Below are 16,032 nucleotides of genomic sequence, written 5' to 3'. Positions count from 1 at the left end.
CTGCTTATTGACTGATTTGAGCTAACAATTTACTTAAATTTTCTTGATTGATATTTGCAGCCGCAAAATCAGAGGGGGTATAGTCTCCAGCTTCGGGAGACTGACAATGGCTGATCAAAGATTTGAGGGCTTGAATAAAATTGCGCGATAATTTTTCGACTGTCTGGGGCTGATGAATATTCCGGCTGTAGTTGAAATATAGTTGTAATTTGCCTTCAGTAATTGCCGCATTAATTTGGAAGAGATAAGGGCGAATTGCTTTTGGACTGGCTGTTGAACCGAGTGCTTCTTCTGTCCATTTAAACAAGGAATCTTGCGGCAAACTTTTACTCAGTTGACCAAGGTAGAGAAACATTACCTCAGCTTGGGGAAGAGACTGGAATTTTTCAATTATTACCGGGTCAGGGCTGAGGTAGCGTAACACTCCGTAGTCAATACCATTACTCGAAGCATGACGCACTTGTTCTTTCACGGCTTTGAGTGCATCCCCAGGAGTAACTGTTTTGTCTAAATCTAACAGCACAGGGTAAGTAGTCGTAATCCACCCCACTGTTCTGGAGATATCGACATCATCAATTCCACCTGTACTCACTTCCCGTCCATTTTCATCAAGATTAATTAGGAGTAAGTTTTGCTTTGTCCATTGTTTAAAAGCTTGTACCAGTGCAGTCAGCAAAACTTCTTGTGTATTCATCCGATACACTCCCGGAACTTCCTGAAGCAGCAGTTGAGTTTCGCTTTCATTCAACGCAACTGAGATAACTTGCGCTTCGGAAGCTACAGTGTTGATGCCGTCAGGATAGTCTAAGGGTAAAGTGGCAACTTGCTGATAACGTCCGCTTAACCAGTGTTGTTGCTGTTGTTGTAACTGTTCTGATGCGGCATATTTCTGGAGACGCAACGACCACTGCTGATAAGAAGTTGTCTTTTCGGGGAGTTGAATAAGCTGTCCTTGACTCAACTGCTGATAACCAGTCTGGAGATCCTCTAATAAAATGCGCCAAGAACCAGGATCAGTCCCCAAGTGGTGAATCACAATTAATAAACGACTGTTTTGCTGCACACCCATATCAAACAAGGCAAACCGGACAATTGGCCCTGTGATTAAATTCAAACTGGCTTGAATTTGGGCGGCGGCTACTTCTAAAGCTGATTGTTGGGCGGTGGATGACAAAGCTGACAAATCAATATATGTCAACGGGACATATTCTTCAGGTGCGGCGTTGACCTGTTCCCATCCCGACTCAGAACGGGTAAACCGCAGACGCAGGGCATCGTGATGTATTAATAGTTGCTTTAAGGTTTGCTCTAAAATATCTAAATTCAGAGGTTTTACTACCTCTAACAACACCGCTTGGTTCCAGTGATGGGTTTCTGGTTGATTCAAGGCAAAGAACTGGTGTTGAGCCGGGGTGAGGGGGACTGAACCTGTAATTACACCTTGTTCAGCTTGGACAACTTGGGTTTTAGTGATTACCTGTGCTAATTTGGCGATCGTTTGATGTTCAAATAATTGCTGGGGTGTGAGTCGAAACCCGGCTTTATTGGCTCTGGCGCTGACTTGAATCCCTAGTACGGAATCTCCACCCAACTCAAAAAAGCTGTCTTCTACACCTACGGAAGCAATACCCAGGAGTTCTTGCCAAATATTGGCAATGATTTGTTCTACTTCCGTTCTAGGGGCGACATAATCATTATCTAAATTAGGTCTGACATAGCCAGTGATACTGGTTTTTGGCGCAGTTTGAGTTTCGTCTATTGTGTTTTGTGTTTCTCCAGGGGCGCAACGCAAAACCAAATTAGCGGTTGGATGGGCATCAACCCAGTAACGCTGACGTTCAAATGGATAGGTTGGTAAAGGAATACGTTGTTGTGGTGCATCGTTATAAAAACTCGACCAATCTACAGTAATCCCAGCTTGCCACAGACGACCCAATGTATTTAATAAATAGGCGACATCTGACTGCTGCTCGTAGGAATAACGCAAGCTGGGAAACATCAAGGATTTATCGAGACATTGGGATGCAAAACTAATTAATGCTTGACCAGGGCCGACCTCTAATAAAATTGGATGATCTTTTTGTGATAATTGTTGGACTCCATCGGCAAAGCGCACTGTTTGGCAAAGGTGCTGCACCCAGTAGGTGGGGTCTGTGGCTTGTTCGGCAGTAATCCAAGTGCCGGTGACGTTAGAAATATAAGGAATTTTGGGGGATTTGAGGCTAAATTGATTAACTAAATTGTGAAAAGTTGCTGCGATCGCTTCCATCATTACAGAATGAAAAGCATGGGAAGTTTGTAACCGCTTACCTATTAAACCGCGATCGCTCAATTTTTGTTCTAATTCTGCAACGGCATCGGGGAAACCTGCAACCACACATAATGATTCGCTGTTAATCGCCGACAGGGAAATCTTCTCATTCAAGCAAGGCTGGATTTCTGATTCGGAAAGCGGCACAGCCAGCATTGCCCCTGCTGGCAACTCGTCAATCATCTGCGCCCTTCTGGCGACTAAGGTTAAAGCATCTGTTAAAGAAAAAACCTCCGCTAGAGTGGCGGCGACATATTCACCAATGCTGTAACCAATCATCGCCGTCGGGCGAATTCCCCAAGATATCCACAACTGAGCCAACGCATATTCAATCACAAACATGGCTGGTTGCGTCAACACAGTTTGGTTCAGCTTTTGCGTAGCAACATCAGTTGATGGCTCACCCCGTCCCAGCATTTTCCGCAAATCTAGACCTGTTTGGGTTTGCTGCTTACCATTTTGATGATTTCGGTTGGGATATAAAACATCTCGCAAATCTAAACCCAGCACGGGCTGAAGCAGTTCACAACATTCATCCACACAGCCGCGAAATGTTGACTCAGTTTGGTAAAGTTCCAAAGCCATATCAACGTAATGAGTTCCCAGCCCAGAAAACATAAAAGCAACTGGACGTGGTTGAGTTTTGTGAGCGACTGGCGGGGAATTTTGCAGCGCCTTGAGTGCATCGGCAATATCTCGACAAACCACCGCACGCCGATAGTCAAAAGTTCTGCGTCCAAAGAGCAATGTGTAAGCCGCATCCGCCAGATTTAAATCAGGATGTGCTTGCAAATAATCAGTTAAATTTGTGGTTGCTTTTTCTAGTGCCGATGCTGTTTTGGTAGATAGAAGCAACAATTGATACTTTCTCCCCTGCTCCCTGTCCCCTTCCCACACAGGCGCTTCTTCGAGAATTACATGGGCATTAGTTCCCCCCAACCCAAAGGAACTAACTCCCGCACGCCGGGGAAGATGATTGGTTTGCCATTCTGTAAGTTTGGTATTGACGTAGAAAGGACTATTGGCAAAGTCAATTTCCGGGTTAGGGGCAGAATAATGCAAGCTTGGGGGTATTTGCTTGTGCTTCAGGGCGAGGACAGTTTTGATTAACCCCGTCACACCTGCGGCTGTGTCTAAATGTCCAACGTTGGTTTTGACGGAACCAATGGCACAGAAGTTTGTTTTTTGGGTGCTACTGCGGAAAGCTTGGGTGAGGGCGGCCATTTCAATGGGGTCGCCTAAAGCGGTAGCTGTACCGTGAGTTTCAATGTAGGTGATAGTTTCTGCTTCGACTTCAGCGACGATTTGGGCAGTTTTAATCACCTTAGCTTGGGTATCGATGCGGGGTGCTGTGTAGCTGACTTTGAACGCCCCATCATTATTAATTGCTGAACCTTTGATGATGGCATGAATTGTATCGCGATCGCTCAACGCATCTTCCAATCGCTTTAACACCACAATTCCCACACCCTCACCACCTACAGATCCCTGGGCATCAGCATCAAAAGCACGGCAATGTCCATCAGGGGATAATATCCCTCCTTCTGTATATAAATATCCTGCTTTTCTGTCAGCATGGATGGCGACACCACCAGCCAAAGCCATATCACACTCACCATTGAGTAAGCTTTGACAAGCCAAATGAACAGCTACCAATGAAGTTGAACAAGCGGTTTGAACTGCGTAACTAGGCCCTTCTAAGTTGAGTTTGTAAGAAACACGAGTAGTTAAAAAATCTTTATTCCCAGCTAACATAAGTTGCTGTGGATCAACAGCACCAATAAGATTTTGATTTAAATAAATATTTAGTAAGTAGGTGTTCATTCCAGAACCAGCATAAACACCAATCGCACCTGGATAATTTTGGGAATCATACCCAGCATTTTCTAAAGCTGACCAAGCACATTCAAGAAATACTCGGTGTTGAGGATCAGTAATTGTAGCTTCTCTAGGATTAAAGCCAAAAAACTCGGCATCAAAATATTCTGCGTCTTCTAATATTGCTTGGGCTTTAACATAATTAGGGTCATTTAATAAAGATGAATTTATTCCGGACGCCAAGAGTTCTTCATCAGTAAAAAATGCAATTGTTTCCTTGCCTTGCTGAAGATTTTGCCAAAACTCATCAATATCTTTGGCTCCCGGAAATCGCCCCGATAAGCCGATAATTGCTATTTCTGATCCATTTAATGATGTACTAATACCCATAATTTTAAATAGTAAAAAAATTAATCACACAATAACTCTCTAAAACTCTCTTTTCTTAACTCTATAAAACTCTCTTTCCTTCGTGTCCTTTGCGCCCTTTGCGGTTCGTTTCTTAAAATTCTTCTTCATACATGACTGGTATTAAATATTTTGGATAGATTTAATTTTTTGTAAACGTTTTCTTTGTTGAGCCTTGCCATCGGCAACTTTCTCAATAACAACCTCTGAAATCTCAGCAGTTATGTTTTCCGGCTCAACTTGCGTTAAATAATTAGCTAAAGAGTTAATTGTGGGATATCTAAATAAATCAAGAACCGCTAAATTTTTAGTAAATTTCTCCCGTAATTTGCTATGCACTTGCACCAACAGCAATGAATGACCACCAAGTTCAAAGAAATTATCATGAATACCCACATTTTCTAATTGCAAGACCGTTTGCCAAATTTGGGCAATAGTTTGTTCAACTTCAGTTTGCGGTGGTTGATAAGCATCAGCTAATTCGGGGCGGTTTGTATCAGGTGCGGGTAAAGCTCGGCGGTCAACTTTACCATTCGCAGTCAGGGGCAATGCTTCTAATAAAACAAAAGCCACGGGAATCATGTAGCTGGGTAATTTTGATTCTAAAAAACTACGTAGCTCTGAAATGCTTAATGTTTGGGCTGCTTGCGGAACTAGATAGGCAACTATTCGTTGTGCATTAACCACCACTACAGTTTCTCGTACTCCGGGATATTGAGCGATCGCCGCTTCTATTTCTCCTAGTTCAATGCGGAAACCCCGCAGTTTCACTTGATAGTCAATCCGACCAATATATTCTATTTCTCCGTTAGGAAGATAACGGGCTAAATCACCTGTTTTGTAAAGACGGCTGGCTGTGGTAGTGAAGGGATTGGGAATAAATTTCTCGGCGGTTAATTCAGGACGGTTTAAATAACCCCGACCAACACCTACACCACCAATATAAACTTCTCCTGGTACACCCACAGGCACAGGATGAAGATATTTGTCAAGGAGATAAATTTGAATATTGGCAATTGGGCGACCAATAGGTACTGTCTTTTGGTTGTTTAAATGATTTTGGCATTGCCAAAAGGTGACATCGACAGCCGCTTCTGTTGGGCCATAAAGATTATGTAATTGGGCATCAAGTCGCTGAAAAAAGCGTTGTTGCAGTTCAATTGGTAATGCTTCTCCACTGGCGATTACCCGCACCAAAGACTGACATTTTTCGACTGCTGCTGCTTCGAGAAAAACTTGCAGCATTGATGGTACAAAATGCAAGGTCGTAATTTGCTGCTGGATAATCAAGTTAACCAGATAGTTGGGATCTTTATGTCCTTCTGGTTGAGCGATGACTAACCGCGCCCCAGTAATCAAAGGCCAGAAAAATTCCCAAACAGAGACATCAAAACTAAAGGGCGTTTTTTGTAAAACTCGATCGGCGGCGGTGAGTTGATAAGCATCCTGCATCCACAGTAAGCGATTGCAGATGCCGCGATGGGTGTTCATTGCACCCTTTGGTTTTCCTGTGGAACCAGAAGTATAGATGACGTAGGCGAGATGATCTTCTGTAATGTGAGTAACAGGATTTGTGCCGTGGCGATCGCTAATTAATTCCCAATCACTATCCAGACAAATAACCTGCGCTGACTGATTTGGTAGCGTTGCAACTAATTTCTGTTGGGTTAATAAAACCTTTGGTTGAGCATCTTCTAGCATATAAGCCAAGCGTTCTTGGGGATAGCTAGGGTCTAGGGGTATGTATGCACCACCAGCTTTGAGGATGGCTAATAACCCAATGACCATCAATAGCGATCGCTCTACATAAATCCCTACTAATACTTCTGGTTTTACGCCAAAAGTTTGTAAGTAATCTGCTAATTGATTAGCTTTGGTGTTGAGTTCGCGGTAAGTTAGTTGCTCATCTTCAAATACAACTGCTACTGCATCGGGTGTTTTCTCGACTTGCACTTGAAATAATTCATGAAGACATTGCTGTTGGGGATACTGAACTTGAGTATTATTCCACTCCACTAGCAACTGATGTCGTTCCCATTCTGTTAACAGCGACAACTCACCCAGGCTTTGCTGGGGATTGTTGACCATACCTGCTAGTAAAGTCTGCAAATGTCCTAGCATCCGGTGAATCGTGTCACCATCAAAGCGATCGCCGCTAGTAATTTTCAGCCACAACTCGTCACCTGGAATCACGGTCAGGGCAATGGGATAATTAGTCTTTTCAAAGCTATGAACATCTTTGATATCTAAATTTATGTCCCTTTGCCGTACAGACGCATCCATAGCATAGTTCTCAAAAATGACTATACTCTCGAATAAAGATAAACCTTTAGGAACTTCACTCCATCCTTGGACTTTGACTAACGGACAATACTCGTATTGACTTGCCTCAATTAGTTGGTCTTGGCTTTTTAACAGCCAAGGTACAAGCAATGCTTCGGGAGATATTTGGACTCGAATTGGTACTGTGTTGATAAATAGCCCTACCATAGACTCGGCTTGCGCTAAAGTCGGAGGACGACCAGAAGTTACTGCCCCAAACACTACGTCTTCTTGACCGCTATAACGGCTCAATAGCAAAGCCCAAGCTCCTTGTACTAGAGTATTCAGCGTTAGCTGATATTGCTTTGCTAGAGATTTTAATGCGGCGGTTGCAGCTACAGACAGCTTTAATTCTGCCTCGTGATAGCTATCTGTTGGAGTCAGTAAGCCATTTCCTGGACTCACTGATAGCTGTGTGGGAGTGGTAAAACCTTGCAGCGTCTGTCGCCAAAAAGTTTCAGCCTCAGATAAATTTTGTTGCTGTAGCCAGACAATATAATCTCGATAAGGGCGAATATTTTCCAAGTACACCTGTCGCTCGTGGCTAAAAGCCTTGTAACAAGACAGGACTTCTTGAAAAACTGTCGCTAAAGACCAGCCATCTAACAACAGATGGTGATGACTCCAGGTAAAGTTATAGGCAGTCGGCGACAGTTGAATTAGTGTGAAGCGCATCAATGGTGCTTGCTTGAGATTAAAACCACAAGAGCGATCGCTTTGAAAAAACAATTCTAATTCTTGTTGTTGTGCTTCCGAAGAGAGATGCTGCCAATCATACTCTTGCCACGGTAGATTTACTTGTCGATGTACAATTTGTACTGGTTCTTTTAAGCCTTCCCAAACAAAGCAGGTTCTCAAAATTGCATGTCGTTCTACAACATATTGCCATGCACGATGGAACAAGGTAACATTCAGTTTTCCTTGGAGATTCCAGCTAAATTGTTCAAAATAGACCCCAGACTTAGGAGTAGCAAGACTGTGGAACAGAATACCTTGCTGCATGGGCGAGAGGGGATAAAAATCTTCAATGTTTTTATTTTTCACACCCATATCAAATATCTCCTATAGCTGCTGTAATGGCATCAAGATCACTTTGATCCCATTGGCTTTGCTGAAACTCAGCGAAATCAGCAGGGGTAAATCCACCTGCATCAACAGACTCGCAGTGAGCAATGAGCGATCGCACTACCTCAATCAAGTTTTCTGCTAGTTTCTCAATTGTGGTTTGTCGATGCAACTTGCTACTGTAAGACCAACTCATTTCCAGATGTCCCTGATAAATCCCAGCATTAATTTCTAGTAAGTGAGTCCGTTGATTTCGCCCACTGTGAGTAGCACCAACCGATTCTGGCGCAAAACTAAATAAAGATGATTCGGCTAAAATGCGATCGAACTGTCCTAAATAGTTAAAAATAACTTCAGCCTTTGAGGCAGAAAACTGTGCGGCTAGTTCTTGATTTTGACTCAGATAACGTAGTAATCCATAGCCAATACCTCGATTCGGAATGGCTCTTAGTTGCTCTTTAATTGACTGCAAAGCTTTGCCTAAATCTTGGCTATTTTCCAGATTTAAATGTACAGGAAAAATCGTGGTGAACCAACCCACCGTTCTCGATAAATCCACATCTTCAAAAATTTCTTCTCGTCCATGTCCTTCCAAGTCAATTAATAAAGAATTTTTTCCCGTCCACTGATTAAAAGTTAGTATAAGTGCTGTTAACAATACATCATTAATTTGTGTCCGATAAGCTGCTGGTACTTGGTGCAGCAAACTTTGGGTTTCGGCTGCTGACAGGGATACTGATACAGTCGATGTGGTTGCTTCTAGATTATCTCCATCGCCAAAATCTCTTGGTATAGGCGTAACCGATTGATGTTGGGTTGTTAACCAGAAGTCTATTTCTTCTAGTAAAGCTGAAGATTGTGCATATTTTTGGAGATAGCTAGACCATTGTTGATAAGAAGTTGTTTTGGGTGGCAGATTGATTACTTTGCCTTGAATTATTTGCTGGTAAACTGTTTGCAAATCTTCAATTAAAATTCGCCAAGACACACCATCAACGGCTAAGTGGTGAATAATCCACAGCAACCGTTGAGGTTGATTATCTCCCAAGTTAAACAAAGCAACTCGGAATAATGGCCCCTGTGAAAGATTTAGACTAGCTTGCAGTTGATCGGTGGCTGCTGCTATTGCTGGCGATCGCTGATTTTCGGGTAGTGCTGCAAAATCAAAGTATGTCAACGGTATCGCAGGATCTGGACTAACAATCAGTGCTTGAGTACTAAACTCCTGCTGTCTAAAACGTAAACGTAAAACATCATGATGTTTGTCTAAAAACTGGATGGTTTTCTCTAAGATTACAGGGTCAATTTTTTGTTTGCTTTCTAAGCATACTGCTTGATTCCAATGGTGTGGTTCTGGTTGCTTTTGGTCAAAAAACCAACGCTGAATGGGTATCAATTTTAGCGTTCCTGTTAACACTCCTTGTTCAGCTAGAATTTTATCTTTTGTACCAATTACTGTTACTATTTGAGCAATAGTTTGGTACTGAAACATCTGTTTAGGAGTTAATTGCAGACCCAAACGGTTGGCTTTAGATACTACTTGCAGACTCAGAATCGAATCTCCACCTAGTTCAAAAAAGTTATCGTTGATGCCTATATTTTCTAAACCTAATACTTCTGACCAAAGGACAGCTAATTGCTTTTCAATAATTGTTTGTGGTGCAACAAAAGTTTCTGCGAGTTCTGGACGCACTATATCAGCTGCTGGAAGTGCCTTGCGGTCAATCTTACCATTGGGTGTTAATGGTAGTGCCTCTAAGATTACAAAAGCTGCTGGCACCATGTAATTGGGGAGCTTTGATTCTAAAAAGTTGCGTAGCTCAGGAATTGCCAGTGTTTGCTGTGTTTGCGGCACTAGATAGGCAATTATTTTTGATTCTTGACTAACTACAACTACAGTTTCACGCACCGTCGGGTATTGGCTGATGATGGCTTCAATTTCGCCCAATTCAATGCGGAAACCACGAATCTTGACTTGGTTGTCAATGCGCCCAATGTATTCAATCTCTCCATTGGGCAAATAGCGGGCTAAATCCCCTGTTTTATATAATCGTTCTCCTGGGACATGAGTGTAGGGATGAGGAATAAATCTCTCCGCCGTGAGTTCTAATTTATTGAGATAACCACGGGCTAAACCAGCCCCACCCAGGTACAACATTCCTGGTACACCGATAGGTACTGGTTGTAAATTTTCATCTAACAGATAAGTTTGGGTGTTGTGAATTGGTCTACCAATTGGTGGTGTACTGTTCGCACCCTTCTGTATTAAGGCAAACGTAGAATAAGTGGTATCTTCCGAAGGGCCATACAAGTTAAATACCTGTTGTATGTGAGCTTGCTGGTAAAGTTTCTGCACGAGTTGATTTTGCAGTGGTTCTCCCGCAATATTCACAGTTTGCACAGAAGCGGGAATATGATCTGTTTGGAGTAACTGTGCAATGACACTGGGGACAGTATTAATTAAAGTGACACCACAGGTTGCAGGGAGATTGCTGATATATAGTGCATTCTCGATTAAAATCACCTTGCCACCACAAGACAAAGGCACAAACATCTCGAATACCGACAAGTCAAAACAAATAGAGGTGGATGCTAAAACTCCCGCCCTTGCTTCTCGGCTAAAGGTTTTGTCTGACCAATCTAACATGGCCACGGTGCTGGCGTGTTGAATCATTACACCTTTGGGTTTGCCTGTGGAACCAGAGGTATAGATAATGTAGGCGAGGTTCTCGGTTGTGACTTCCGTGACTAGATTTTCCTGGTTGTGTTGGCTGATGTGATGCCAATCAGTATCTAAACAGATTACCTTGGCTTGGTGTGGGGGCATTGCTGCCAGAAGTGCAGTTTGGGTGAGTAAGACTGGTGCTTGTGTGTCTTCCAGGATAAAGGCGATGCGTTCAGATGGATAGTTGGGGTCGAGGGGGATATATGCACCACCCGCTTTCAGGATGGCGAGTAACCCAATGATCATATCAAGCGATCGCTCCACGCAAATTCCCACCAATACCTCTGGTTTTACTCCCAGCGATCGCAGATAATAAGCTAATTGGTTGGCTTTGGTGTTTAATTGTTGGTAAGTTAATTGCTGATTTGCAAATTCTACGGCTACTGCATCGGGTGTTTTTGCTACCTGCTGTTCAAATAATTGATGAATACATTTATCCAAATCGTAATCAGTCGCTGTCTGATTCCATTTAACTAAAAGAGTCTGAAGTTCAATTTCTGTTAATAATGACAACTCTGATAAACGCTTCTCTGGAAAAGTAATAATATCCTGGAGCAAATTAGTAAAATGCCCTACCATTCTTTCAATAGTCGCAGCATCAAATAAATCTGTGTTGTACTCCCACCACCCCCAAATTTCTGGCTGGGAATCTACCACATACAGCGATAAATCAAATTTTGCTGTGCCATTATGGTTCTGAAGCCATTGGAGAGTCAGACCAGGTAATACTAAATCTTTTTTAGTATCTTCTTGAAAAGCAAAAGTTACTTGAAAAAGAGGGGTATGACTAAGATTTCGCTCAGGTTGTAGCTCTCCTACTAATTGCTCAAAAGGTAAATCTGCATGAGCATAAGCTCCTACACACACATCGCGCACTCTCTTGAGCAACTCCCTAAAGCTGGGGTTTCCAGAAATATCAGTACGCAGTACCAAGGTGTTGACAAAAAAACCGATTAATCCTTCAATATCAGCATGGTTGCGATTAGCAATTGGAGAACCAAGGCAAATGTCTTCTTGACTTGTATAACGGTATAATTGTGCTTGAAAAGCTGCTAACAAGGTCATAAATAATGTGACTCCTTGTTGCTTGCTTAAAGACCGCAAACCTTGGCTTAACTCTGATGATAGTTGAAAGTTTCTGGTTGTGCCGTTGAAACTTTGTACTGGAGGTCGCGGATGATCTATGGGCAAAGATAAAGTAGTGGAAGCATTTGCCAGTTGTTGCTGCCAATATGAAAGTTGGTTGGCTGTTCGTTCCGCTTGTAACTGTTGAAGCTGCCAGATAGAATAATCTGCATATTGAATTGGCAGTTCTGAAAGTGGGCAAGGTTGTTCTGCTGAAAAAGCTTTGTAAATGACTGCTAATTCCTGGTTTAGTACTTGTATTGACAACCCATCACAAATAATGTGATGAATGACCAATAAAAGCAAATATTCCTGTTCCCGCGTTTGCAATAACATAACGCGCAGTAAGGGACAAACTGCTAGGTTAAAAGGTGCTTGAGCAATTTCATGAGTTAGGCGCTCAACTTCTGCATTCTGTAATGCTGGCGGTAAGTGGCTCAAGTTTACCACTGGTAACTTGATAGTCACAGAGGAATGAATTACTTGAACTGGTTGCTCGTCTATGGTTGTAAAAGAAGTACGCAGAGATTCATGACGGTTAATAATTTCATTAAAACTTTTTTCTAAAATGGCAAGATTGAGATTACCTGTTAATTTTATAGATACAAATTCGTTATAAACATAACTTTGGGGTTCCAATTGTTGCAGAACCCATAATCGCTGTTGGGGTGCGGACAAAGGAATTGAACTTCGCTCGGTACGACGAGGAATAGTTGTTTTTTGATTACTAACATGACGCTCACCCCGTAAGCGTTTTTCTAAAATGGCTTGTTTCGCGGGTGAGAGATGAGAACGACGTTGAATAATTTCATGATTTTTACTGTCCATATTATTTAGTAATAAATTAGTCAATTACTTGAAAATTTACGTACGCAGGCACAGGTTGGATGCGAGTTAAGTCGTTTTCTAAAATTAATGAATTGCCACTTTGATCAATTTCTTTAAAACCTGCAAATTTATAAGATATATACATCATGCGATTCCGGTCATTTGGGACAAACTCTGCTAAAAGACGGACATGATTAGTTTGAGCCAGACTCATAATATGATTCATCATGATTGTCCCCACTCCCCGCGACATCACCCGACAAGACATTAACAAAAGCTTGATTGTCCATATCTGTGTTTGGCATTCAATAAGAGCCAAGCCTATTTTTCCATAGCTACCATATTTATCTTCCAGACTAGCAATGAGCAATTTATGATTTTTGCTGGTGCGAAAATGATTCAGTTCATCGTAGGAATAGGTATAACCAGTTGTATTCAATTGGTTAGTTCTGAGCGTTAATTCTTCTGCACGCTGTAAATCTGCTTCTTGAGCAGTAGAAATGGTAAAATTCATCTGGAGAGTAGCTAAAAACTCATCTGCTGTCCCGACAAATTCTTGCTCTGCATTGTGTCGTTCAATATCGCTCAAATACATCAATCTTCTAAGGCGTGAATCTTCGGTAATAAACCGGGGATTCATCACAGGCATATCTAAAATATTGCTGATTTCATCTGCATTGATACAAAGAACTTCAGGTAAGGAAAACTTGACTTCTTCTAACTCAAATAACTGGTCATCAATAAAGGCGATCGCATCTAGCCCAATATTGAGTAAACTAGCAATTTGTTTAACTGAATCAGCCTTAGAATTCCAATTAATTTGGGGATATAAAAAGTATTTTTGTAACCCAAATTCTGTTAATTTTTTGATTGCTGTATGATATTCATTCTTACTAGCTATAGATTGTAATATACCACGTTTATCTAAAGTTTCCATCAAACTTGCAATATTTTCACGCAGAGAAACTTGATTATCTTCTAGCAAAATTCCATGCCATAGGGTATTATCTAAATCCCAAACGACACATTTAATTACTTTTTTATCTTTTTGTTTACTATTTAAATTTAGCTCTTGAATACTAACCATAGATTAATTTCTCTCTGCTAATTGCTTATCTAAACCAGTAGCTACGTTTGCAAATAAATAATCTTGATAACCAGACTCAGCAATTGTAATTTCTTGAATTTGAGTACTACCTTCAATAATTTCCATAATTTTCGAGTCGCGTAAATACCTCTCCACAGGGTACTCATTACTACAACCATTCCCGCCATGAAGCTGCACAGCATCATTAGCTATTTTGGTAGCAACTGTAGATGCAAAATACTTGGCAATAGAAGTCTCAATAATAGAGTTGGGGTCGTTAATATCTTTGAGATAACCAGCTTGATAACATAACAACCTCGCTGCTTTGGTGTTAGCTATCATCTGCGTAATTTTTTGCCGAATTAATTGATGTTCTTTGAGATACACACCAAACTGTTTACGTTCATTTGTATATTTGATGCAAGCTTCTAAACAAGCTTGAGCAATACCAACACATCCTGCTGCCACACTATATCTACCATAATCAAGAGCAGAAGCAGCAATATAAGCAAACCCAAAACCTAATCTACCAACTAAGTTTTCTCGCGGAATTTGACAGTTATGAAAATATAATTCTGCTGACATTGAAGCCCTCACACCTAAAATGCCAGACATGGGCTTCACTGTAAAACCTGGGCTATTTTTTTCTACTAAAAAAGCCGTCGGTTTACCTTCACATTGAGCAAAAACTAAATAGATATCTGCTATTTGTCCGTAGGTAATCCATTTTTTCTGCCCATTTAAAACATAAGCATCACCAACTAATACTGCTGTGGTTTCTACACTTTTCGCATCGCTACCAACATTCGGTTCACTTAAAGCAAAAGCCGCGATAATTTCTCCAGATGCCAGTTTTGGCAGCCAATATTCTTTTTGAGATTTATTACCCCATTTACACACAGCATGAGCAACCATGTTATGAACTGTCAACAAACTTCTAATAGAAGAACATCCCCGCCCAATTTCTTCATTGAGAATGCCATAGGTAATCATATCCATTGCCTGACCACCATATTCTTGGGGTAAGATAGCACCAAGAAAACCGCGTTGAGCAATTTTTTTAATTAATTCTGGTGGCGTAAATTCTTGTCTATCCCATTTACCAGCATCAGGACAAATTTCTTGGTTAACAAAAGCTCTAAATTCAGCTTGAGCGTTTTTTTGTTGAGTAGATAGTTCTAGTTTCATCATAAATTCATTGTGCGAGAACAGCAGTTTTGCGTTCTACTAAATTGGCGATAGAGTTGATGGTGCGGAAATTTTCAAACTCTAAGTCTTCGTTCTCAACTGCAATCTGAAATTCCTGCTCAACAAATAAAACCAGCTGCATCGCAAACATCGAATTCACAAAACCGAGAGCGAAAATATCTTCGTCTGGTTGTAAGTCATGATTGCCGAAAAATTTTGACAAGAAGGTTTTAATTCTAGCTTGCACTTCTTTCATAAGTCTTGAAATTCCTAGTTATTGATATACGTAAAAACCTTGACCATTTTTTCTGCCATATAACCCTGCATCCACCATTTTTTTCAGTAAAGGGCATGGTCGATACTTGCTATCATTAAAGTTTTCATACAAAACTTCGATAGAAAATAAAATGGTATCTAGTCCAATTAAATCTGCGGTTTCTAAAGGCCCCATTTTGTGACCAAAACAGCTTTTAAAGATTTTGTCTACATCTTCTGCTGTTGCTACTTGGTCTTGCAACAGAAACACAGCTTCGTTAATGGTTAGCATCAACACGCGGTTAGAAACAAAACCCGGTGAGTCGTTAACAATGACGCATTCTTTCCCCATCTGAGTCAGCATTTGTTTTGCTGTTGCAATTGTTGACTCCGAGGTATGATATCCCCGAATCATCTCTACCATTGGCTTCATTGGTACAGGATTCATAAAGTGAATACCCAGGACTTGATCAGGGCGTTTGGTAAGTGAAGCTAGGCGAGTAATGGGGATTGCTGATGTGTTAGCCGCAAATATACAATGTGGTGGACAAATAGCATCTAATTGTGGATATATCCCTTTTTTAATATCCCATTTTTCGGTGACATTTTCAACTACAAAATCAGCATTTTCTAAAAGTTTATAGCTAGTAGAAAACTCGATTTTCTCTAGAATACTATCTGGTGTTTTTAGATTGTCGCTTTTCTTGAAAAAACTTTGTAAGCGGATATTATTTCTGATTTCGTATTTAGCTTTATCAAGAATATCTTCAGAAATATCTATCAAAATCACTTGATGGTCTGTTTGTGCGAGGTTTTGTGCAACCCCGATACCCATCACGCCTGCACCAACAACGCCTACTGTTTGAATTTTCATAATTTATCTTAGCCTCCTTCTACGCT

Annotated in this window: 7 protein-coding genes; all 7 read right to left on the bottom strand. The window is 41.2% G+C overall.

The genetic code is table 11. From position 1 onward, the window contains the following. Positions 1-4: 4 nt before the first annotated feature. The 7 genes from H6G77_RS18240 to H6G77_RS18210 all read right to left on the bottom strand — a co-directional run bounded on the left by H6G77_RS18240 (position 5) and on the right by H6G77_RS18210 (position 16,006). Complete coding sequence (locus tag H6G77_RS18240) at positions 5-4,519, bottom strand: type I polyketide synthase (protein WP_190872320.1); 4,515 nt, start codon at positions 4,517-4,519, stop codon at positions 5-7. A gap of 141 nt (positions 4,520-4,660) precedes the next feature. Then, a complete protein-coding gene (locus H6G77_RS18235; RefSeq protein ID WP_199331550.1) occupies positions 4,661-7,909 on the bottom strand; it encodes a non-ribosomal peptide synthetase in 3,249 nt (1,082 codons plus the stop codon). Between the two features lies 1 nt (position 7,910). Continuing rightward, positions 7,911-12,602, bottom strand: coding sequence for a non-ribosomal peptide synthetase (locus H6G77_RS18230; RefSeq protein WP_190872319.1), 4,692 nt, complete (start codon positions 12,600-12,602; stop codon positions 7,911-7,913). Between the two features lie 16 nt (positions 12,603-12,618). After that, positions 12,619-13,689 carry an HAD family hydrolase gene (locus tag H6G77_RS18225; protein ID WP_190872318.1) on the bottom strand — a complete coding sequence of 357 codons (1,071 nt, stop codon included), beginning with the start codon at positions 13,687-13,689 and terminating at the stop codon, positions 12,619-12,621. A 3-nt stretch (positions 13,690-13,692) separates the two neighbouring features. Further along, positions 13,693-14,880: an acyl-CoA dehydrogenase family protein gene (locus H6G77_RS18220; protein ID WP_242049242.1), complete on the bottom strand. Its 1,188-nt coding sequence runs from the start codon at positions 14,878-14,880 to the stop codon at positions 13,693-13,695. A gap of 4 nt (positions 14,881-14,884) precedes the next feature. Then, positions 14,885-15,133: an acyl carrier protein gene (locus tag H6G77_RS18215; protein ID WP_190588355.1), complete on the bottom strand. Its 249-nt coding sequence runs from the start codon at positions 15,131-15,133 to the stop codon at positions 14,885-14,887. Between the two features lie 18 nt (positions 15,134-15,151). Further along, complete coding sequence (locus H6G77_RS18210) at positions 15,152-16,006, bottom strand: 3-hydroxyacyl-CoA dehydrogenase family protein (RefSeq protein WP_190872317.1); 855 nt, start codon at positions 16,004-16,006, stop codon at positions 15,152-15,154. Positions 16,007-16,032: the final 26 nt, after the last annotated feature.

It is taken from the genome of Aulosira sp. FACHB-615 (assembly GCF_014698045.1).
Classification (GTDB): Bacteria; Cyanobacteriota; Cyanobacteriia; order Cyanobacteriales; family Nostocaceae; genus Nostoc_B.
The sequence above is the reverse complement of the archived record's forward strand: the minus strand, read 5'-3'. Positions and strand labels throughout refer to the sequence as shown.